Here is a 20,330-nt window from a genome sequence, read left to right as displayed (position 1 = left end):
GCTCTGCGTCAATGCGTCTGGCTCGTATGAGGTTCGCCGTCCCGGCGAACGGCAGGGACGGCAGGTCGCGGACTTCCGCGCAAGCGCGGCGTCCGAGATGGCAAAAAATCACCGATTTCGGAAGCCCGCCTTGCCGCTTTCTGCCGTTTCGCGCCGCTTCGGGGCTCCCGAATCTTTGCGATCAGGCGTTTCGCGGCCTCGTTCGGCAAAGGGTTTCCGAAATCGGTGATTTTCCGCCACTTCGGAGGCGCCTTTCCGCCAAGCCGAGGCCGAGACGCCCCCGTCGCGCCCGCGACGCCCTCGCGCCCGTGCGCGGACCGAAACCCGAGCAAGGCCGAGGGACGCCGCATCGCGCGTGGCAGGACGCGCCGCCAGGGCGCTCTCGCGGCCGTTCGCGCGGACGCCCTGCGCGCCCTTCGCAGGCGGGCCCGCGTCCTCACGGACGGACGGTCGGACCTCCCTCCGTCCCCAAGCTCACCACGGTCTCGCGATGGCACTTCGGGCAGAACAGCGGGAAGTTCGCCAGCACGGTGTCGGGACGCGCCTTCGTGCGGGTCTTGCAGCCGCACACCGGGCAACGCACCCACCCCTGCGCGTCGACCGCGCAGCGCACGCCCGCGGCGCGCAGCCGGTCCGCGGACGTCACGGCGAGCCTCCCCGCGCCTCCACGAGCCGTTTCAACTCGTCGGCCGTCGCAGGGTCGGACGGCGGCTTCGGCACGCCCGCGGACACGTCGTAGTCGGAGTAGAAGATGGTGTTCCAGCCCGCACGGTAGAACAGGCACAGCCGCTCCACGTAGGCATGGGCCTCCTCGCGCCCCATGTCGTGGGCCACCACCTCGAAGATGCCGGTGAAGCACGCCGTGTTGATCATGTGCATGATCTCGGGCGTGAGGCGGCCCGAGGTCACGGCGTCGTTTCCCACGGCCTCGATGTAGCGGTACGTCGTGGCGCTGTCCAGCTCCACCATGCGGTGCATGAACCGCTGGTACAGGTCTTCTTTGCCTCCGCACACGAGGATCTTGAACTCGGCGAAGTGATCGTACAGGAAATCGACCATCCAGCCGATGCCCCGGTCGGCGTAGGCGTTCATCTCGGTTCGCTGCATCGCGGGATCCATCTGGCCGAAGTCGTCGAAGCAGCGCTCCATCCTCGCGTACAGCTCTTCGATCACCGGCCCCACCACGGCTTCGTACAGCGCCGCCTTGTCGGGATAGCGCACGTAGATCGCGCCCTTGCTCGACCCGGCGCGCTCGGCGATGGCGCGCAGCGACGCGGCTTCGTAACCCTTCTCGAAAAACTCCTCGCGCGCGGCGGCCAAAAGCCGCTCGGTCGCGTCCTCATCGCGCTTCACGCCTCGCTCCCTCATCATCAAGACCTTCGGTTTCAAACCACCGGTTTTGATTATAGGGACAAGGAACACATATGTCAACTAAGGATAACTTATCTCAATGTCACCAGGACGTAGCCCCCTCCTACGGCTGCGGAACATCGTCCCCAAGCCGCCACTCGCCAGCGCGCTGCTGCTCGGACCACATGTCGGCGTACAGGCCGCCCGCCGCCACAAGCTCGTCATGCGTACCGCTCTCCGCGACGACCCCGCCATCCACAACCACGATGCGCGCGGCGCTGCGGACGGACCGCAGACGATGGGCGATCACGACCACCGTTTTGTCGCGCACGAGCTCGGCGACGGCCCGTTGGACGAGCACTTCGTTTTGCGGATCGAGCGACGCCGTCGCCTCGTCGAGCAGCACGATGGGCGCGTCCTTCAAAAGCGCGCGGGCAATGGAGATGCGCTGCTTCTCGCCGCCCGAGAGCGTGCAGCCGCCCTCGCCGACCACCGTGTCGAAACCCTGGGGCAGCCGCTCGATGAACTCGAGGCACGCCGCGCGGCGGGCCGCATCGCGCACCTCCTCGTCGGTGGCCCCCTCGCGCCCCATGCGGATGTTCTCCGCTATGGTGTCCTGGAACAGGTACACGTCTTGGAACACGATGCTCACGCGCGAAAGCAGCGCGTCTGCGCCCATGCGCTTAAGCGGCACGCCGCCGAGGCGCACCTCGCCTGCGCGCGGATCCCAGAACCGGGCCATGAGCCGCACGACCGTCGACTTGCCCGAGCCCGAGCGCCCCACGAGGGCGGTCATGCCGCCCTGCGGCGCTTCGAGGGAAAGCCCGCGCAGCACGTCGTCCGGCGCGCCTTGCGCGGCCTTCGCCCCCGGCGCCGCATCGGCGTCCGGGCGCTCCTTTCCCGGCGCGCCGTAGCCGAACACAACCTCCTCGAACGCGTAGTCGAACCCCTGCGCCGCGCGTCGCTTCTCCAAAGCCGGCTCGGAAAGCTCGGGCTCGTCGAGCACCGCGTCGATGCGCCGCGCCGCCTTGTCGGCATGCGAGAAGTCGGACAGGAAATAGAACAGCGAGATCACCGGCTCGTACAGGTTCAGAGCGACCAGCAGAAACACCATGAAGGAGAACGGGTGGAGCGCGCCCTGCGACAGAAGGGCCGTGCCCGCGGCCATCACCACGCCGATGCCGCACGACAGCACGAGCCGTCCGAACACGGCCACAGGACGCGAGGCCGCCTCCTTCCTGATGGACACGCGCCGCAGCTCATCGAAGCTGCGCTCGAGCGCGGCGAACTGCTCGCCCGCCAAGCCGAACGCTTTGAGCGTGCGGATGCCGCGCGCGTACTCGATGCTGCGCGCGTCGCTTTCCCGCAAGGCGCGCGCCATCTCGTCTGAGACGCGCGAGAGCCCCCGAAACCCCAGATAGAGAAACGGAAGCGCCAGCGGCACCACCGCAAGCGTCGCAGCGGCCATGCGCACGTCGAACACGGCGAGGAACACCGAGAACACCGCGAGCCTCGCGAGGATGCACCCCGCCTGCGATAAAAGCTCGCCGCCGTAGTTCTCCACGGTGCGATAGTCGCGCAGAAGCACCGAAGTCAAATCACCCGCATCGCGCTCGCTGTAGAAGCCCATCGGCAGCCGCCTGAGCTTCTCCCCCATCGCAAGGCGCGCCTCGAGCACGATGTCGGCCGTTCCCGCGCAGGTCAGAATGTATATCTTGCGAGAAGAGAGGTACGACAGCACAAGCTGGGCCGCAAGCGCGACGAGGCAGAGCGCAAGCGCGCGGACGTCGAGCGTCGACCCCGGATCGGCGATGGGGCCCATCAGCACGTACACCGCCACCACCATGATGCCCGTCGGCAGCGAGCTGACCATCGAGTCGAGAATGCGCCATCCGACCATCGCGCAGTAGTTCTTGGGCCTCCTGAGCGTCAGGCGATTGAGCGATTCTGCAAGGCTACCCACGACGATCCCCCTTCCCTGCGGCCATGTCCCACGCGTCGCGCCGCTCGTTCGCCTCGACCATCCGGCGATACAGCGCGCTTTTTCGCACGAGCGCATCGTGCGGGCCCTGCGCCGCAAGCCGGCCCTCGTCCATCACGAGGATGCGGTCTGCGGCTTCGACGGTCTTCAGGCGATGGGCGATGATGAGCACGGTCTTGTCCCGCGCAAGCCGCGCGAACGCCTGCTGGATCCTCCCCTCGTTCTCGGCGTCGGCGTAGGCCGTGGCCTCGTCGAGCACCACGATGGGCGCGTCTTTCAGAAACACGCGCGCGATGGCCACGCGTTGCGCCTCGCCGCCCGACAGGTACATGCCGCCCGGCCCGATGCGTGTGTCAAGGCCCTCGGGCAGGCGCGCCACCACGTCGTCGATGCACGCCGCCCGCGCCGCCGCGAGCACCTCGTCGCGCGTGGCGGCCTCGTTTCCCATGCGGATGTTCGCCTCCAGCGTGTCGGCCAGCAAGAAGGTGTCCTGGAACACGAACGACACGGTGTCGGAAAGGCGCTGGGACGAGAGCTCGCGGACGTCCACGCCGCCCACGCGCACCGAGCCCTCATCCGCGTCGAAGAACCGCAGGATGAGCGCCGCGATGGTCGACTTGCCGCCGCCGGAAGGGCCCACGAGGCCCGTGATGCTGCCGGAGGGAAGCCGAAAGCTCACGTCGTCGAGCGCCCGCGGCCCGTCCGGCCCCGCATACGAGAAGGACACGTGGGAGAACTCCACGCTCGCGTCTTGCGGCTCGCGCGGCTCGACGGGCTCGACGAGATCGGGATAGTCGAGGATCTCGTCGATGCGCTCGACCGCCGCGTTCACGCCGCTCATCGTCACCGTCTGGGTGATCATCTGCAAGACGGGCTCTTTCATCCCCACCCCCACGAGGAAGAACAGAAGCACGGTGGACACGAAGCGCGCGTAGGACTGCCCGTCGGCCGAAACGCCGGGCAAGACGAGCAGCACCGCGATAAGCAGACATAGCATCTGGGCGCCGATAGCCGCGTACATCCCGCCCATGCCCGAAGCGTTGAAGTACGTCGCCCACTTGATGTTGCCCACGTACTCGCGCGCGTCGGCCTCGAAGCGCCGAAACGCCGAGAGGCTGCGATTGAACACCTTCACCACCGACATGCCGTGCACGTACTCCACCGTGGTGCCCTCCAACGTCTCGCCGGACGCGCGCATGGCCGCCTGGCACGCCGCCCCCTCCGGCGTCGCAAGAGCGCGTCCCATCAGGATGAACGCCGCCACGATGGGGATGACGAGCGCGAGCGCGAGCCGCCAGTCCACCGCGAGCAGACACGCGATGGCCACAAGGGGAAGCGAGACGGCCGACGCGGCGTCGGCCAGATGGTGCGCCGCGAAGCCCTCGATCTGCTCGACGTCGGCGCTCATCACCTTCTTCACCTCGCCCTGGCGTACGTCGGAGAAGAATCCGGAGGGCACGCGCGCGAGCTTTCCCATAAGCTGCACGCGCACCTCGTACAGGATGTTGAACGCCGCCGTGTGCGCGAGCATCGTGGAGAGGTACATCGCGACGCCGTACACCGCCGCAGCAGCCAAGGCACCGGCCGCAAGCGCGGCCATGAAGCGCCAATCGATGGAGGTCAAGTCGTGGAAATGCATAACCACCTGGTCCATCATGAAGTACACGAGGATGAAGGGCGAGAACCGCGCCGCCGATGCCGCAACGGCCAGCGCGACCGCGCCGACGAGCAGCCCGCGCTTGCGCCCCGCCAGCTCCATGAGGCGCGCGAGGCCCTGCTTGCGCTTGGGGCGCGCGGACGGGATGCTCGCGGCGGGGGCGTCGCTGGGAGTGTGCGCGGCGGGGGCGGTCTCTCTGCCAGAGCCGCCCGCAGCGGGGGCGGGCGGAGATGCCGCAGCCCTTTCGTAGAACGCGCGCTGAGCCTTCGAGAACACCGTCGAAAGCGCAGGGCGCACCGCCGTCTTCGCCTTCATGCTCCGCTCCCTTCCTTAAATGACCAATTTCTTAGTTTCAGTCATTTAAGTTAGCATACGATAACTTGCAAGGCAACGGGAAAATGACCATCTTTCAACTTTCGGTCATATAGGTTACGATGGCACGGAGGACGTCAGATGCCGCCAACCGTGCAGAAACAGATGTTTCACATGAAACATCTGTTTGGCTCGAAGGCGCCGAACCGAGAAAAACGGCTTCGCTCGCCCATCGCGCCTCCGATCATGCGGCCCATCGCGTGGCCGGAGGCGGCGCAGCGCGACCGCGAGGCGAGAGCCGGCGCGCCGAGTATCGTGCGCGGCGCGGCGCTCGACCCGTGAACGACGAACAGGATGCACCCGCAAGCGGCTTGCAACGCGGCGCGCGGCGTGCGAGTACAGATCAGCTTGTGGCGCGTGTCCTGCACGCTACCCAGGTCGTGCGACCCGCCGACGAGGCAACCCGCGGTCGCGTCGCGAGCGCGGCGGCGCGGCGACAGACACGCAGGTCGTACGGTATACGGACAACGCGGTAGCGCAAGACGGCGCGCGGCCTGCGCACAACGCGGAGCGCGCACCCGCAGACGACGCGCGGCGCGCCCCGCGCGGTCAGCCGACGCCCTGCCCGCCGCGATGCGCACCCGACGACAAGGAGGACGCCATGCCCGCGATATTCAACGAAGCCCGCCGCGCGGAGATACGCCAGAGCCTGCTTGCGGCGGGGTTCGACCTCATGAGGGAGCGCGGTCTGCGCCGGCTCACCATCGACGAGGTGACGAGCCGCGCGGGCATCGCGAAGGGGACGTTCTACAGCTTCTTCCCCTCCAAAGAGGAGTTCGTCTACCAGATCGTGGTCAAAGGGCGCACGCGCGTCGCAACGGAGCTCGAAGAGCTGGCCGACCGAGCCGGCGGGAAGATCGACCGCGCGGCTTTCGAGAGCTGGCTTTCGCGCATGTGGCGCGACGGTGCCGAGCTGTACCGTGCCGTCGGCGTCGACGGCTGGCGCTATCTGAGCGAGAAATGGCCCCGCGAGCGCTCCTTCAGCCCCGATGTCGACCGAGAGACGTCCGAATGGATCCTCTCGAAGCTTGACGGCGTAAGCCCGCATGCGGACTGGCGAACGTTCGCGAACCTTCAGAAGGCCATCGCCATGCTCTACCTCAACGAAGAGAACGTGCACGCCGACGCGCTCGACGCCACGGTCGGCATCATCATCGACGCCATGGCGCGCGCCCTCTTCGACGCCGAGCGCGCTACGCGATTCCCCGAGGGGGAATCGTCCGAGACCGTCGGTACTCCGACGGAGCGACGCCCTGGAGGCGCTTGAACGCCTCGGCGAACTTGCTGGGATTCGAGTAGCCCGCGCGCAGGGCCACCTCGGCCACGTTCAAGCAGGTGGAGGCCAGGAGGTCGGCGGCAAGGCGCATGCGGCGATCACGCACGAAAGCGGCCACCGACATGCCCTGCACGCTGCGGAAATACCCGTTCAACGTGGCCGCCCCCACGCCGAAGCGGCGGGCGAGGGCACGCACGTCGTGGGGCTCGGCGGGCGCGCGCTCCACCTCGTCGCGCACGGCGCACACCATGCCCATCTGCGCCGGCGTGAGGAACGTCGGTGGGCGCGCTGCGGAGAAATCCCGCGTGAACAGGTCGGACAGAAGTCCCATGAGGCCGATCTTGCAGCGCGCGGCGTCCAAACGCTCTGCAGCGGCGCCGATGCGCCCCATCGCGTCGTTCAGCGCCCAATCCCCCGAGAACACCACCGTCGTATCCGGCCCGCCCACCCACGCATCCAGCGGAATCCCCGTCTCTGCCAACGCCGCGAAGGAGGGGTCCCGCAGCACGCGCGTGCTCACGAACAGCTCCACGCCCCGATAGCGCCCCGACGGGTACCGGAACTCGTCCGGCTGCGTGCGCGCATGCCCCACGCAGAAATCGCCCGCCCCCACCACGGCGAAGCCCTCGGACGGCACCAGCACCTCGCAGCGGCCCTCCATGCAGAAGTTCATCGAGAACCACGTGTCGTCCAAAAGGCGACCCGCGTCCCCGTCCTGCGGCGGCAGCAGGTTCGGGCACCGCTCCACCTCGAAGTCCACCGTGCTCGCCAGAAACCACGGCGACACGACGAACGTGCGCATGGTGCCGCGCCCCAACGGCTCGTCGAGCAAAAGCTCGTAGCACCGCCCGTCGAACGAGACATGCATGCCTGTCGATAGATGAATCTTTTCGAGCGAAAAAGGCCCACGCATACCTCATCTCCTTTCTCTTTCCGCATTATAACCGCCTAGGAGACCTTTTAATTCGATAAGGCTAACTTGCTGCGATATGGAGTTAAAGCGTGCAAACGGAGTTGAAGCCCCACGCGCGCAGCGCCTACCATGAAACGCGTTGCGCCCGCCGCGAGGCCGCTTGGCGCAGCGGCGAACCGAGAGAGGAAGGACCCCCTATGATGAAGTTGAGCGACGCCCCGGAGGGCGCGCGCGTGCGCATTGCGGCCACTGCGGGCACGGCGCGCTTCCTGGGGCGCGTGACCGCCATCGGGCTCACGCCGGGCTGCGTGCTGGACGTGCTGCAGAACCGGCGGAAGCGCCCGGTGCTGGTGCGATGCCGCGACAGCGCCATCGCCATCGACCGCGGCGACTGCGAGAGCATCCGCGTGGAGGAGGCGCTATGAGCTGCGATCAGTGCGATGGGTGCGCGGCGGGCGCAGCCAGCGGCGCGGCGGGCGCGGGGGCCGCGACGGGCGGCGCTTCCGCAGCGCGCACGCCGGGCACGCGGCGCATCGCCCTGCTGGGCCAGCCCAATTCCGGCAAGTCAACGCTGTTCAACGGCCTCACCGGCGCGCGGCAGCACGTGGGCAACTGGCCCGGCAAGACGGTGGAGCGCAAGACGGGCACCTTCCAGCACGGCGGGCGCGCCTACGAGGTGGTGGACCTGCCCGGCTCCTACGCGCTGTCGGCGATGTCGCCGGAAGAGGAGGTGACGCGCGATTTCCTCGCGCAGGGCGGCCTCGACGCGGTGCTGGTGCTGGCCGACGCCTCCCAGCTGGAGCGCAGCCTGTACATGCTGGCCGACTTCGCCGGCATCTCCTGCCCGGCCGTGCTGGTGCTGAACCTCATGGACGTGGCCGAGGGGCAGGGCAAGCGCATCGGCGCGGCGACCATCGAGCGGCGGCTGGGCGTGCCCGTGGTGCCGCTCGTGGCCGCCGACCGCACGCGCTACGACGCGCTCTACCAAGCGCTGGAGCGCGCATGCGATAAGCGGGCCGTCATCGACCCCGCCGCCCTCGAGCATAACATGGCGCAGCGCTTCGGCAGCACGTGGGACGCCGTGGCGGCCCAGCTGCCGGAGGAGGGCATCGGGCCGCACAGCCGCTTCTGGCTGGCGGCGAAGCTCATCGAGGGCGACGGTCCAGCGCGCGAGCTGGTGCAACAGCACGTCGATGCCGCCGCGAACGCCGCCCTCGACAAGGCGCTGCGCGGCGTGAAGGACGGCATCCAGAACGCGGGCGCGGCGCGCTTCGCATGGGTGGAGCAGCTGATCGCGGGCGCGGTGGAGCGCGAAGGAGAGGCCGCGTGCGGGCGCGAGGCAAACGCCGTCCCGGCTGCGGGCTCGCACGAGGCAGCCTCCACCGCAAGCGCCGGCAGGGCGAAAGCCGCATCGCCGCTCTCGCGCTTAGACCGGCTCGCCACGGGCTCGCGCCTCTCCAAACCCCTCGCCGTCGGCATGATCCTCCTCGGATTCGTGCTGGCGTTCGTGCCGGCGATACCCATCATGATGGTGGGCGGGATGATCTCCTCCATCGGGCAGGAAGCCGCCTTCGCGCTCTCGGGCGCAGGCGTCCCCGATGTGGTGGGCAGCTTTCTTTCGGGCGTGGTGTGCAACAGCCTGTGCTTCGGCACCATGATGGTGGGCTACGTGTTCGGCATCAACCTCGTATTCGGGCTGTACGAGGAATCGGGCTATATGGCGCGCATCAGCTACGTGTTCGACCATGCCATGTCGCGCTTCGGGCTGCAGGGCAAGTCGCTCATGCCCTTCCTCATGTGCTTCGGCTGCACGATGGGCGGCGTGTCGGGCTCGCGCGTGATCGACTCGTGGGGCCAGCGCATGCTCACCGTCATGATGGCGTGGGCCATCCCCTGCGGCTCCACGTGGGGCGTGGTGCCAGTGCTGGCCGTGGCGTTCTTCGGCATGGGCGCGCCGCTGGTCATCGTGGGCATCTTCTGCGTGTGCGTCCTGCTCATGTGGGCGGTCGGCCGCCTGTTCGGGCCGCGCTTGGTGAAGGAGGGCGAGCGCGCCGGGCTGGTGATGGAGCTGCCGCCCTACCACCGGCCGCGCCTGGGGAACGTTTTGCATGGCGCGGCCCTCAAAAGCCGCCAGATGTTCGTGCGCGCCATCCGCGTGGTGGCCATCTTCGCGTTCGCCATCTGGGCGCTCACCTATACAAGCACCGGCAGCGTGGAGGGCTCGGCGCTGTACGCAATCGGCACCGCCATCGAGCCGATCACGCAATTCTTCGGCATGGGCTGGCAGACGTTCACCGCATGGCTGTGCGCGCTCGTGCTGAAGGAGTCGGCGCTCGGCGTGCTGTCGGGCCTGTTCGCGGGTGGAGCCACGCCCAACGTGGCCGTCGTCACCGCCGTGACGGGCGGCGTGGCCGTGGCCGGCAACATCGGAGAGATCATGGCGCAGGCCATCTCGGCGCCCGAGGCGCTGGCGTTCATCTTCGCGTTTACGTTCAACATGCCCTGCGCCGCCAGCGTGTCGGCCACCTGGGGCGAGGTGCATTCCACCAAGTGGACGGTCATCACCGCCACGTTCTACATAGCCAGCTCGCTCATCCTGGGCTGCATAGTGCTCCACGCAGCCTCGCTGTTCTTCTAACGCGTGCAAAACGCAGAGGATGCGCGACGCGGACGAAAGCGACGACGCACGGTGACGGCACATGGCATCCGCACCATGTGCCGTCACCTTCATGCACCGTAAGGGCGCATTTTTCGTCGCAAGATGCACTGCGATAGTGCATCTTGGAAGATGCTATTTGCCGAACAGCTCGCTGTGCGAGCCGGTGCGAACGGCGGTGAGGATGAGCCTATCTCGGTCGATGCGGTAAATGAGCAGCCAGTCGGGGGCGACGTGGCACTCCCGATGCCCAAGGTAGTCCCCCGCCAGCTCGTGGTCGCGCAGACGCGCGGGCAGGGGGTCGCCGGCCGCCAGCATCTTCAACGTCGCGGTGAGCTTCGCCACAACGCGACCTTGACGCTTCATGCGCTTGTAGTCCTTCTTGAACTTCGAGGTGTAGAGGATCTTCATTCCAAGCTCATTCCTCGTCGTCATCAAGCGAGGCCATCATGGCCTCAACGCTGTCGAACGGCCCGATGAGGTTGCGGCCGTTCAGGGCATCGTCCATAGCGGCAAGCGTCTCCTCGTTGAAGCCGTAGGGGTTCGCGGGGTCGAAGGGAAATCCGCCCCGGCGGTTGAAGGCCGACACGAACATGCGCATCGCGTTGGCGGGCGTGGTGCCGATACGCTCGCAGATCTCAACGAAGCGGTCCTTCTCGCTCGCGGTCACCTTCGTGCTGAGCGGCGCGTTCACAAGTGCGGTGGCCATAGCGTCCTCCTTCCAAAAGTCTCCTATTGTCATCCATTGTAATACGACGAAAGACTTTCGACAACCTTTCACGCCGAATGCCGCAAGCTCACAGCCCTTGCTGCCGCACTGCCGACCGTCGAACCGCTGAACCGCCTGCCGCTTGCCGATCCGACGCATCGGGATTCGTCACGAAGCCTCAGGCAACGACTGCCGTTCCCGCCCGAGGCCCGCCCCGGCCGCCGTCAGGCGCGCACGTCGAGGAACCGCGCGAGAGGAATGCGGCGCACCTCCCTTTTGTCGGCCGTGCGCGGACGCTACCTCGCGAGCCGCCAACCGGCGGCCTCGCGGCGCAGGTTCACGAAGTCGCGGTAGATCCCCGTATCGCGCATCAGCTCCTCGTGCGTCCCGCGCTGCACGATGCGGCCCTCGTCCACCACGATGATCTGGTCGGCATCGGCCACCGTGTTCAGCCGGTGCGCGATGGCGACGAGCGTCTTGCCGCGCGTCAGCTCGGCGATGGCCGCCATCAGCTCGTGCTCGTTCTCCGGGTCCACCGAGCTGGTGGCCTCGTCCAAGATGACGATGGGCGCGTCTTTCATGATGGCGCGCGCGATGCTCACGCGCTGGCGCTCGCCGCCCGAAAGCGACGCGCCGCCCTCCTCCAGCACCGTGTCGTAGCCCTGCGGCAGCGCGCTGATGAACTCATGGCACCGCGCCCGCTTCGCCGCCTGAACCACCTGCTCGTGCGTGGCGTCCGGCACGCCGAACTTGATGTTGTTCTCCACGGTGTCGTTGAACAAATACACGTTCTGAAACACCATCGACACGTTCGCAAGCAAACTCTCCGCCGTGCCCTCGCGCACGTCGGTCCCGCCCACGCGCACCGCGCCGGCGTCCACGTCCCAAAAGCGTGCGATCAGGTTCACGAGCGTCGTCTTGCCCGAGCCGGACGGCCCTACGATGGCGCAGGTGGAGCCCTCGGGGATGCGCAGCGACACGTCGTCGATGACCCGCCGGTCCGCGTCGTAGGCGAAGCTCACGCCGTCCAGCTCCACGTCGAAGCCGCGCGGCTCAAGCGGCGCGTCTGTCGTATCCTGCTTCGGGATGGCGCACACCTCGTCCACGCGGTCCAGCTCGCCTTCGATCTTCTTCGTGAGAAACGCCGCGTCGTTGGCGTGGATGAGCTCGCCGTAGATCATGAACGCCGCCACCAGCAGCGTGAGCGCCCACGACAGCGGCAGCGCGCCGTTCAGGTACAGCGCGCACGCGGCGAACAGCACCGCACAGCTGGCCACGTTGAACACGAGCGCGTACAGCTTGAGGACGCCCTGAGCCGCGGCCTCCTGCCGGTAGTCGGCCTGGCGCTTCTGCTCGAAGGACGCTTTCGCGGCCGCCAACGCCTCGTCGGGCGTGCTGAACGTGCGCAGCACGGCCATGCCGCGGGCGTACTCGATCACCTTGTCGCTCATGGCCTCCTGCGCGGCGGTCACCTCGCGCGTCACGCTCGTGGCGCGACGGCGCAGCACGTTCAGCACGTACAGCCCCACCGCGATGCCCGCGAACGTGATGGCGGCCACCGGCCACGCCACGAACAGGAAGAACGCGCTCATGATCACCGCCATCGCCACGCCGCCCGAAAGGCCCGTCAGGCAGATGGTCATGAACTCCTCCAGCTGATGCACCGTGGTGGTGAGCGTGGTGGTGATGGCCGACAGGCGCTGCTCGGAGAAGTAGCCCATCGGCGCGCCCTTCAGGCGGTCGCCCACGCGAAGCCGCAGGTCGCGGAAGATGTCGAAGCCCTGCGCATCCATCTTGATGTCCACAAGGTACTGGAACACGTACTGCCCCGCCACGCTGACGAGCAGGATGCCGAGGCATTGCAGCGCCACGACGCCGTCCAAGCGGTCGCGATTCTCCAGCGCCCAGAACACCGCGCCCAGCATCCCCGCCATGAAGAACGCCTTCAGGACGTTGCACACCATGCCCACGATCAGGCTGCGCCGCGCCGCCGGCGAAAAGCTGGCGGCCAAATCGAGCACCCGCTTGACAAGCGCGAACATACCTACCTCACCTTCCTTTCGCCTGCGGAAGAGCTCGAATCCACCCGCGTTTCGTCCCCCTGCGCCACCCGCGTTTCGCCCTCTTGCGCCGCATGCCTTTCCCCTTGCGCCGCGCGCCCCTCTTGCGTCGCGCGAGCGCCATGCGCGCCGCCCGCCTCCCGCGCCGCGCTCGATGCGGGGGCCTCCGAAGAAAGCGCGTCCGCGTAGCGGCTCCACATGCGGGCGTACACCTCGCAGCCTTCAAGCAGCTCTTCGTGCGTGCCGCGGCCGACGATGCGCCCGGCGTCCATGACGAGGATCTGATCGGCCCCGCGCACGGTGGACAGGCGGTGCGCGATGGTGACGAGCGTCTTGCCGGCCACCAGCTTGCTGATGGCACGCTCCACCAACGCCTCGTTCTCGGGGTCGGCGTAAGCCGTCGCCTCGTCGAGGATGACGATGGGCGCGCCCTTCAAGATGGCGCGCGCGATGGCGATGCGCTGCTTCTCGCCGCCGGAAAGCCGCTCGCCCGCCTCGCCGGCGCGCGTGGCGTAGCCTTGCGGCAGACGGCTCACGAACTCGTGGCACCCCGCAGCGCGCGCAGCGGCCTCCACCTCGGCGTTGCTTGCCGAAGGGCGTCCCATGCGGATGTTGTCGGCGATGGTGCGGTCGAACAGAAACGTGTCCTGGGCCACGTAGGACACGTGCTCCATAAGCTGCTCGAACGGTATGTCCCTCACGTCCACGCCCCCGAACGCCACGCGGCCCGACGTGGCGTCCCAGAACCCGGCCATGAGCTTCGCCACGGTCGACTTGCCCGAACCCGACGGGCCCACGATGGCCGTGACCTGCGCGGGACGCGTCTTAAAGCTCACGTCGTGCAGCACTTCGGCCCCCTCGTGGTAGGAAAACGACACGTTCTCGAACGAGAACGACTCGCCAGCAAGCCGCACGCGATCGCAGGGGCGCGAAAGCTCCGGCTCGCCCAGAAAGTCCCAGATGACGTTCAGGCACACGTCCATCCGCGAGATCATGCCGCCGGCCTGCGCGAACTTCAGAAGGGGGCCGACGAACCCGAGCGGTATGACGATGCACGTCAGAAGCGCCGGCAGCGCCAGCTGGCCCTGCGCCATGAGCCACACGCCCAAAGGCAGCGACACAAGCAGCGTGCAGGGCACCATCGCCTTGACGGCGGCCATCCACACCCAGCTTTGCCTGAACCAGGCCAAGGTGGAATCGTGGTACTCGGCCACCGCCTCGGAGAACCCGCCGTACGAGCTGGCCGTGCGGCCGAACGCCTTGATCACCTGGATGCCGTTCACGTACTCCACCAACGACGAATTCATCCGCTGCTCGCTTGAGATGTAACGGGCCATCTTCGGCTTGTAGTCGCGCATCATGGCGGCGTAGAACAGCACGCCCAAGGGGATGGTGGCGAGGCCGGCCAGCCCCATGCGCCAGTCGATGAGAAACACGATCGTCATGGCGAGCAAAGGGCCGAACACGTTCGAGGGCAGCTCGGGCATGAAATGCGCGATGGCGTCCTCGAGCTGGTTCACGTTGTCGACGAAGCGGTTCTTGAACGTGCCGGTGGGCGTATCGATGATCGTGCCCATGGGCACGCGCTCCATCTTCTCGGCCATCTGCTCGCGCATGGTGCGCAGCGCCTTGAACGCGATGCGGTGGCTCATCATGGACGAGCGCCACGTGAAGAAGAACCGCGCCGTATGCGCGAGCGCGGCGACGCCCGCCAGCAAAGCCGCGCGATCGAGCGTGAGCGTCCCCTCGACAAGCCCCGCCGCCAGAAACGCGATCACCACATAGGGCACCATGCCCGCCACCTCGCCTGCGCAGGCGAGCGCAAGCGAGCACACCATACGCCCGCGGTCGGGTCGCATGAAGTAGTACAGCTTCGCGAACGCGCTCGGACGCATGTCACACCTCATCGGAGAAGCCTCCATTTCAACTCCTTAAGTTAGCCATTAGCAACTTCTTACAGCATGCCTCATATCGAGGGAGCGGAAGGCCGGCAACGAAAAGCCTTGCCGCATCGCGGCAGCGAAACGCCCGTCCGGGGACGCCTCGCGCCCCGGCGGCCCTTCGTCACCCATGTGCCGCCCGCCACGCCTTCGGCGCCCTGCCCGCCTCCTTGTCGTCACCCGCGCCCCGCCCTCGTTGCGCGGTGAGAGCCTGCGAAGATCAGCGCAGCTCGATTCTCCGATCGCCCGCCATACGGGCCAAAAGCTCGTCATGGGTGACCACCACCACCGTCTTGCCCGCACGGGCGAGTTGCTGGCACCACGCGGCCACCTGCGCGACCCCGTAGCCGTCGAGGCCGCTCGTGGGCTCGTCCAGCACGACGAGATCGGCGTCCGAGCAATACGCCGCCGCCAGCGTCACACGTTGCTTCTGGCCGCCGGAGAGGCTCGCGGGATGGCGGTCGGCCAGATCGGCGAGACCGAACGCCTCGAGCGCCTCCCATGCGCGCGCCTTCAGCGCGTCGTCCACCGCACGCCCCAGCACCACCTCGTCGGCCACGCTGCCGGCGTAAAGCTGGTAGTCGGCATCTTGCATCACGAAGTAACTGCGCCGACGTCGTTCGCGGCACGGCACAAAGCGGCCATCAAACGTCACGCGTCCCGCCTGTTCGCGCACCGCGCCGCACAGCACCTTCGAAAGCGTGGTCTTGCCCGCTCCGTTCGGACCCTCAATCACCGTTACCGCCCCACAGGGAAACGAGGCGTCGAAATCGCGGATGCCCCGCTTTGTGGACGGGTAGCGATACGCCAGCCCTTCAACCCGCCAACCGCCCGCCGCAGGCGCAACGCCGCCGCTGCCCGTCGCAGATGCGGCCATGTCCAGATGCCGCAAGCCGTACGCCTCCGCATCGGCCTGCCTAAGTCGCGCAAACTCATTGGCGCTCCACCGCTTCACAACGCGACCGGCGCGCAGGCACGCATACTCGTCGGCCACCGACAGCAGCTGATGAAGCCGATGCTCGGACACCACCACCGCAGCGCCGCGACGCTTGAGCTTCGCCAAAACACATACGAGCGCATCTGCCCCCTGCGCGTCCAAGTTGGACGTAGGCTCATCCAGAACGAGCACGGCCGGATCGCACACAATGGCGGCAGCAAGGGCCACACGCTGCTTCTGGCCACTCGACAACTCGGAGAGCTTCTCGTCCAAAAGCCCTTCCACGCCGCACGTTTCGGCAACGACGCGCACACGGCGCACGATTTCAGCGGGAGCCACGCCCAAATTCTCAGCCGAAAACGCAATCTCGTCACCCACCGTCCCCATGAAGAACTGGCTGCGCGGATCCTGCATCACCACGCCGATGCGCTCGGTGCGCTCTCGCGGATCGAGCTGACGCACATCGGTGCCGCACACCTCCACAACACCTGTGAGGTCGCCTGGAAAAAACGTGCCCGCCAAACCGTTTACCATACGCAAGATAGTTGATTTTCCCTCGCCGGAACGCCCGCAGAGCACAAGGCAGCGGCCTGAAGCCACCGAAAGCGACACATCGTCCACACACCCACCCGACATCGCCGCGAACGCGGACCCGGATGCGGAAGCGGATGCCGCAGAACCCACCTCCGCCTCCAACCCCCGCTCGGATTCGTCCACATAACGAAACGAAGCCTGATCGAGCAGCACGACTCCCGCCTGCCCGACACCACGCACTTGAACCATCACACCACCTTCCCCCACACGCACAGTCCTGCGCACACGGCCAACACCGTTGCAGCAGCAAGAACGTCGCGCGCCCCGAAGCCCACATGATGCACCGACGTGCGCGCACCGTCGGCCTCAATGCCCCGCAACTCCGCCGATGCGGCCAGTTCGGCCGACAAGCGCAAGCAGCGCATGACAAGCGGCGTGTAGCAGCATTCGTAAACCAAGGCGGGATGCCGCACCACGTCGATCACATGCGGGAAAATGCCGCGCATGCGGATACCGCGCACGATGGAGCGCGCTTCAAACGGCAGCACCGATGCGAACCGGAACAACATGCACACACCCACAAGCACCCGTCGCGGCACGCGCCAACGTGCGAGCGCGCACATGATAGCCGAGGGCGACAGTGAAAAGAGCGCGCAACCCGCCGTGAACGGCGGCACCATGTGCATGAGGCTCACGAAGAGCACGCCGTACAAGCCCGGCAACGGCAAAAAGCTCAGCCCGCACGCAGCGGCAAAACTCACGCACGAACGCAGCGCCAAGCGCGCACGCCCGTTGCCCGTCAGGTACAACGCTGCAGCCACCTGCAGCAACACCGTCTCCAGCACGCCGGTGAGCACGATGGACGCCATGCCGAACGCCACAATGGCCACCACATGCGTACGCGGGTCGAGTCCGAACACCCCTTCGCGCATATCGGCGCCTTCCTGGTGGCCACCCGTCGAATCCCAGGCGCTCGATGCGCCTGATCGCGAGCACGCTCCCATCGCCAGCCTACGCGATCTTCGCTTTGCGGACGTGTTTCTTCAAAAACCTTGCCCCGACGACCGCGCCCAGCGCCGTTCCCGCAGCGAACAGCGCCAGCATGAGCAGGATCCATGGCAGCTCCGTGTACTGCGCCACCATCGCGGCCACGTCGTTTGCGCTGTAGTACGCACCCAACTGCTCCATATACGCATCTCGGAACAAAAGATACGGGATGATGCCGTAACAGGCGAATGTCGCCCAGTACACAAAGAACCCCACAGCTGCACGCACGATATTGCGGTACGCCCCCGAGCCCAACATCGCCAGCTCACCAACAATAGCACCTGCTACGGCAACTGGCGCGCAGTACACCCCGCCCATGAACGTGTACAGAATCCCGAACAGCAGGATAGAACCCGCCAGCACGCCGCGCTTGCCTATGCGGTCGGCCATGACCAAATAAAACGGCGTCGATACCAGCGGAAACAGCCACGACCCCACGAAAAACGTGTTTTGAGGGGACAGCACCGCGTCCTCCGCAACCTTCACGACCATCGTTACCGCAACAATGACGATGTTGAAGATCGCAAACGTCATCACATCGCGCATCGTCCACCGGTTTGCCCTTGCAGAAGCCGCCTTCCCGGCGCCTCGCCCGACCGTTTTCGCCGCATGCTCATTCGTTGCCATTCCCAGCTCCCCTTTCACCGCAAAATTTGTTAGCCTTTGATAACTATTTGATATAATGACCGGACGAGCTGGTTTGCCGCCGTCTTAGTCCGAACCCGCGCCGATTCGCGGCAGCGAAACGACCGTTTCCGGCAGCGCACAGCACGAAGGCGCGCCAAGAACGCCACATAGCGCCAGATGCGTGATCGCAAGCAGGCGATGGAAGGTGAGAATGCGCAGCATCCAACACGACATGTACGAGGAGGCGTTTCGCCTCTGGGACATGGCGCCGGCCGGCATGGTGCCGGGTTACGGCCCAGCAGGCAGCGTCCGTCGGTTCGAAAACGAACTGGGCAGCGGTGAGTACTGGGCGTACTTTCACGGCAACCTTTTCGCCGTCAACGCCTTCGACATGCGCTTCAAACGCACCGGAGCCATGCGCTACCGCCACGCCGAGCACCTCTCCATCGCCTACTATGAAAAGGCCGATCTCGTGGTGCAAAACGGCAACACGCCGCGCGCCGGGACCGTCTCCACCTATCTTGCCGAGGAAGGCGCCGAATATGTGGCGTTCTACCAGCCGGGATCGGCGGTGCGCGCCACCTCCCTCACCATTTCGCCCGACTACTACCGCGACTACCTGCACTCGCGCTTCGGAGACATCCCCAATGTGAGACGCGCCTTCGCACTCGTCGACGACCGCGCCGACCTCCCCGAACTCGTCTCCCTGCTTCGCCAGGTGCGCTCCTATCAAGGGACGGGCATGGCAGCCGCCCTGTTCTACGAAGGCGCGGTGTCAGAGGCGCTCGCGCTTATCATCGAGCGGGCAAAGGCCATCGAGGCCGAGCGTGCCGAAGGGGGTCGCACGGAACTGTCGCAAGAAGACCGCGCAGCCCTCGATAATGTGAGCGCCTACATCAACGGGAATCTCGCGGGCGCCTTGACATGCGAGGAACTCGCCCGCCGCGCCTGCATGGGGCAGACGAAGCTCAAAGCCGCTTTCAAGACAGCGTACGGCACCTCGCCTGCGGCGTTCGTCACCAACGCGCGCATCGAGCGCGCCATCGAACTGCTGAGTTCAACCGACCTGCCCATCGCCCAAGTGGCGCACGCTGTCGGGTACCGCAAGCCCGGCGCATTCGCCGAAGCCTTCCGCCGCCGCACCGGCGTCGCCCCCAGCGCCTACCGCTGACGCGAGGCCCGCCACGCAGCAGGCCGTGCCGCCGCCCCTCCCCGAACGCTCGCCCCACCCGCGCGAGCCGCCGCCCCTCCCCAAGCGTCCACGCCGACGTTTCGCATCGTTGCGGCAGGATGCCCTACGAGGAACATCCTGCCGGACATCCCGCGTGGGCGCGGCTCCCTACTCCCCACTGCCCCATCCCGCACGCGCAACCTTCCCCGTTTCCCCGCTTTCTCCCGATTTCCCATTGACGGAACCTTCTTCCTCGAGTATATGTTTTCCAAAGCTAACTTTTAGGTGCCCAAAGGATGGAAGCACCGAAACGACAGGAGGATGCATGCACGCCACCGAACAAAGCGCCGCGCCAGCCCATGCGCTCGAACGCAAGCTGGTGCATCACTGCACTCCCACGCTGGCGGCCATCAAACCGGCGAACCTGTTCACCTGCCGCAGCTCCCTTTCGCCCGCGGCACGGCGCAGCCCAGGCCGCCCGACGGCCGCCGCGCTGCGCGACGACGAGCTGTCCAGCGCGCTGCGCGTCTGCCGCGCCAAGCTCGCCCCGCGCGGCGTGCGCATCGAGGTGCTCGCCCGCCGCGCAAGCGGCGCCCTCGTGTACGTGTACCGCCCCGCGCTGCTCGCGCGCGCAGTCCAGGAAAAGCGCGTGGCGGCGTTTCTTCGCGCGGAAGGCTACAACCCCGCTTCGCTGTCGGCTTGCATCGAAAAGCTTCATCGGCGCATCTGCGGCACCGACCTGCAAAGCCAGCTGACGGGCTGCTGCTCGTTTCCCCATGAGATCGGCTTTTTCCTCGGCTACCCCTACGAGGACGTCGTCGGGTTCATCGAGAACAAGGGCGAGAACTACCTGTGCAGCGGCTGCTGGAAAGTCTACGCGAAGGAGCGCGACGCGCGCAGCTGTTTTTGCTGCTACAAGGAATGCACCGCCGAGTACGAGCGCCTGTTTAGCGAGGGCGTTCCCATCGAATGCCTTGCCGCCGTGGACGAGGATTTCCCCGCCTCCGAGGCGTTCCGCGCCGCCGGCTGAGCGCCAACGCGCGTCGAGCGGGGTGCGCGCCGAAACCGCGCCGATACGCCCCGTCCCGCTGCATCGCGCC

Annotated in this window: 18 protein-coding genes; 6 read left to right on the top strand and 12 right to left on the bottom strand. The window is 66.8% G+C overall.

The window, feature by feature from the left end:
* Nucleotides 1-436: 436 nt before the first annotated feature.
* From ACWKY3_RS09660 to ACWKY3_RS09645, 4 genes are all read right to left on the bottom strand, one after another.
* A complete protein-coding gene (locus ACWKY3_RS09660) occupies nt 437-646 on the bottom strand; it encodes a cysteine-rich KTR domain-containing protein (RefSeq protein WP_449316196.1) in 210 nt (69 codons plus the stop codon).
* On the bottom strand, nt 643-1,353 hold the full coding sequence (locus ACWKY3_RS09655) for a TetR/AcrR family transcriptional regulator (RefSeq protein WP_449316195.1): 711 nt from the start codon (nt 1,351-1,353) through the stop codon (nt 643-645). Before ACWKY3_RS09655 ends, ACWKY3_RS09660 begins: the two co-directional genes overlap by 4 nt.
* 121 nt (nt 1,354-1,474) lie before the next feature.
* Nucleotides 1,475-3,313 (bottom strand): ABC transporter ATP-binding protein, encoded by a 1,839-nt coding sequence (locus ACWKY3_RS09650; protein ID WP_449316194.1) that lies wholly within the window; start codon nt 3,311-3,313, stop codon nt 1,475-1,477.
* Nucleotides 3,306-5,303 carry an ABC transporter ATP-binding protein gene (locus ACWKY3_RS09645; RefSeq protein ID WP_449316193.1) on the bottom strand — a complete coding sequence of 666 codons (1,998 nt, stop codon included), beginning with the start codon at nt 5,301-5,303 and terminating at the stop codon, nt 3,306-3,308. Before ACWKY3_RS09645 ends, ACWKY3_RS09650 begins: the two co-directional genes overlap by 8 nt.
* Before the next feature lie 138 nt (nt 5,304-5,441).
* Between ACWKY3_RS09645 and ACWKY3_RS09640 the strand changes: the two genes are divergently transcribed.
* Both ACWKY3_RS09640 and ACWKY3_RS09635 read left to right on the top strand, forming a co-directional pair.
* Entirely contained in the window at nt 5,442-5,642 is a 201-nt protein-coding gene (locus tag ACWKY3_RS09640; protein WP_449316192.1) for a hypothetical protein, read from the top strand.
* Nucleotides 5,643-5,961: 319 nt separating this feature from the next.
* Nucleotides 5,962-6,627: a TetR/AcrR family transcriptional regulator gene (locus ACWKY3_RS09635; RefSeq protein ID WP_449316191.1), complete on the top strand. Its 666-nt coding sequence runs from the start codon at nt 5,962-5,964 to the stop codon at nt 6,625-6,627.
* Here ACWKY3_RS09635 and ACWKY3_RS09630 read toward each other — a convergent pair.
* Nucleotides 6,554-7,549 (bottom strand): helix-turn-helix domain-containing protein, encoded by a 996-nt coding sequence (locus ACWKY3_RS09630; protein WP_449316190.1) that lies wholly within the window; start codon nt 7,547-7,549, stop codon nt 6,554-6,556. The two genes, ACWKY3_RS09635 and ACWKY3_RS09630, sit on opposite strands and share 74 nt — an antisense overlap.
* Before the next feature lie 197 nt (nt 7,550-7,746).
* Between ACWKY3_RS09630 and ACWKY3_RS09625 the strand changes: the two genes are divergently transcribed.
* Both ACWKY3_RS09625 and feoB read left to right on the top strand, forming a co-directional pair.
* The gene (locus tag ACWKY3_RS09625; RefSeq protein WP_449316189.1) at nt 7,747-7,974 is read left to right on the top strand and encodes a FeoA family protein; all 228 of its coding nucleotides are present in this window, start codon (nt 7,747-7,749) and stop codon (nt 7,972-7,974) included.
* Nucleotides 7,971-10,187 carry a ferrous iron transport protein B gene (gene feoB / locus ACWKY3_RS09620; RefSeq protein WP_449316188.1) on the top strand — a complete coding sequence of 739 codons (2,217 nt, stop codon included), beginning with the start codon at nt 7,971-7,973 and terminating at the stop codon, nt 10,185-10,187. The genes ACWKY3_RS09625 and feoB overlap by 4 nt, the downstream gene beginning before the upstream one ends.
* A 153-nt stretch (nt 10,188-10,340) precedes the next feature.
* Here the strand turns inward: feoB and ACWKY3_RS09615 are convergent, their stop codons facing one another.
* The 7 genes from ACWKY3_RS09615 to ACWKY3_RS09585 all read right to left on the bottom strand — a co-directional run bounded on the left by ACWKY3_RS09615 (nt 10,341) and on the right by ACWKY3_RS09585 (nt 17,966).
* A complete protein-coding gene (locus ACWKY3_RS09615) occupies nt 10,341-10,616 on the bottom strand; it encodes a type II toxin-antitoxin system YafQ family toxin (RefSeq protein WP_449316187.1) in 276 nt (91 codons plus the stop codon).
* A 7-nt stretch (nt 10,617-10,623) separates the two neighbouring features.
* The gene (locus ACWKY3_RS09610; RefSeq protein WP_449316186.1) at nt 10,624-10,914 is read right to left on the bottom strand and encodes a type II toxin-antitoxin system RelB/DinJ family antitoxin; all 291 of its coding nucleotides are present in this window, start codon (nt 10,912-10,914) and stop codon (nt 10,624-10,626) included.
* A gap of 296 nt (nt 10,915-11,210) precedes the next feature.
* Nucleotides 11,211-12,956 (bottom strand): ABC transporter ATP-binding protein, encoded by a 1,746-nt coding sequence (locus ACWKY3_RS09605; RefSeq protein WP_449316185.1) that lies wholly within the window; start codon nt 12,954-12,956, stop codon nt 11,211-11,213.
* 2 nt (nt 12,957-12,958) lie between these two features.
* The gene (locus ACWKY3_RS09600; RefSeq protein WP_449316184.1) at nt 12,959-14,881 is read right to left on the bottom strand and encodes an ABC transporter ATP-binding protein; all 1,923 of its coding nucleotides are present in this window, start codon (nt 14,879-14,881) and stop codon (nt 12,959-12,961) included.
* Nucleotides 14,882-15,134: 253 nt separating this feature from the next.
* A complete protein-coding gene (locus tag ACWKY3_RS09595) occupies nt 15,135-16,634 on the bottom strand; it encodes an ABC transporter ATP-binding protein (protein ID WP_449316183.1) in 1,500 nt (499 codons plus the stop codon).
* Complete coding sequence (locus tag ACWKY3_RS09590) at nt 16,634-17,317, bottom strand: energy-coupling factor transporter transmembrane component T family protein (protein WP_449316182.1); 684 nt, start codon at nt 17,315-17,317, stop codon at nt 16,634-16,636. The genes ACWKY3_RS09595 and ACWKY3_RS09590 overlap by 1 nt, the downstream gene beginning before the upstream one ends.
* Nucleotides 17,318-17,396: 79 nt before the next feature.
* On the bottom strand, nt 17,397-17,966 hold the full coding sequence (locus ACWKY3_RS09585) for an MptD family putative ECF transporter S component (protein ID WP_449316181.1): 570 nt from the start codon (nt 17,964-17,966) through the stop codon (nt 17,397-17,399).
* A 304-nt stretch (nt 17,967-18,270) separates the two neighbouring features.
* Here ACWKY3_RS09585 and ACWKY3_RS09580 point away from each other — a divergent pair, with 304 nt between their 5' ends.
* Both ACWKY3_RS09580 and ACWKY3_RS09575 read left to right on the top strand, forming a co-directional pair.
* Nucleotides 18,271-19,230 (top strand): helix-turn-helix transcriptional regulator, encoded by a 960-nt coding sequence (locus tag ACWKY3_RS09580; RefSeq protein ID WP_449316180.1) that lies wholly within the window; start codon nt 18,271-18,273, stop codon nt 19,228-19,230.
* Nucleotides 19,231-19,555: 325 nt separating this feature from the next.
* A complete protein-coding gene (locus ACWKY3_RS09575) occupies nt 19,556-20,260 on the top strand; it encodes a DUF3793 family protein (protein WP_449316179.1) in 705 nt (234 codons plus the stop codon).
* Nucleotides 20,261-20,330 lie beyond the last annotated feature (70 nt).

The sequence above is a fragment of the Rubneribacter sp. genome, assembly GCF_965361815.1.
The sequence above is the reverse complement of the archived record's forward strand: the minus strand, read 5'-3'. Positions and strand labels throughout refer to the sequence as shown.

Bases quoted from the DNA above. Each gene is read 5' to 3' on its own strand.
- ACWKY3_RS09640 (WP_449316192.1), top strand. From the start codon at position 5,442: ATGCCGCCAACCGTGCAGAAACAGATGTTTCACATGAAACATCTGTTT.
- ACWKY3_RS09635 (WP_449316191.1), top strand. From the start codon at position 5,962: ATGCCCGCGATATTCAACGAAGCCCGCCGCGCGGAGATACGCCAGAGC.
- feoB (WP_449316188.1), top strand. From the start codon at position 7,971: ATGAGCTGCGATCAGTGCGATGGGTGCGCGGCGGGCGCAGCCAGCGGC.
- ACWKY3_RS09645 (WP_449316193.1), bottom strand. From the start codon at position 5,303: ATGAAGGCGAAGACGGCGGTGCGCCCTGCGCTTTCGACGGTGTTCTCG.
- ACWKY3_RS09610 (WP_449316186.1), bottom strand. From the start codon at position 10,914: ATGGCCACCGCACTTGTGAACGCGCCGCTCAGCACGAAGGTGACCGCG.
- ACWKY3_RS09605 (WP_449316185.1), bottom strand. From the start codon at position 12,956: ATGTTCGCGCTTGTCAAGCGGGTGCTCGATTTGGCCGCCAGCTTTTCG.
- ACWKY3_RS09575 (WP_449316179.1), top strand. From the start codon at position 19,556: ATGCACGCCACCGAACAAAGCGCCGCGCCAGCCCATGCGCTCGAACGC.
- ACWKY3_RS09615 (WP_449316187.1), bottom strand. From the start codon at position 10,616: ATGAAGATCCTCTACACCTCGAAGTTCAAGAAGGACTACAAGCGCATG.
- ACWKY3_RS09580 (WP_449316180.1), top strand. From the start codon at position 18,271: ATGCGCAGCATCCAACACGACATGTACGAGGAGGCGTTTCGCCTCTGG.
- ACWKY3_RS09630 (WP_449316190.1), bottom strand. From the start codon at position 7,549: ATGCGTGGGCCTTTTTCGCTCGAAAAGATTCATCTATCGACAGGCATG.
- ACWKY3_RS09625 (WP_449316189.1), top strand. From the start codon at position 7,747: ATGATGAAGTTGAGCGACGCCCCGGAGGGCGCGCGCGTGCGCATTGCG.
- ACWKY3_RS09585 (WP_449316181.1), bottom strand. From the start codon at position 17,966: ATGACGTTTGCGATCTTCAACATCGTCATTGTTGCGGTAACGATGGTC.
- ACWKY3_RS09590 (WP_449316182.1), bottom strand. From the start codon at position 17,317: ATGCGCGAAGGGGTGTTCGGACTCGACCCGCGTACGCATGTGGTGGCC.
- ACWKY3_RS09600 (WP_449316184.1), bottom strand. From the start codon at position 14,881: ATGAGGTGTGACATGCGTCCGAGCGCGTTCGCGAAGCTGTACTACTTC.
- ACWKY3_RS09595 (WP_449316183.1), bottom strand. From the start codon at position 16,634: ATGGTTCAAGTGCGTGGTGTCGGGCAGGCGGGAGTCGTGCTGCTCGAT.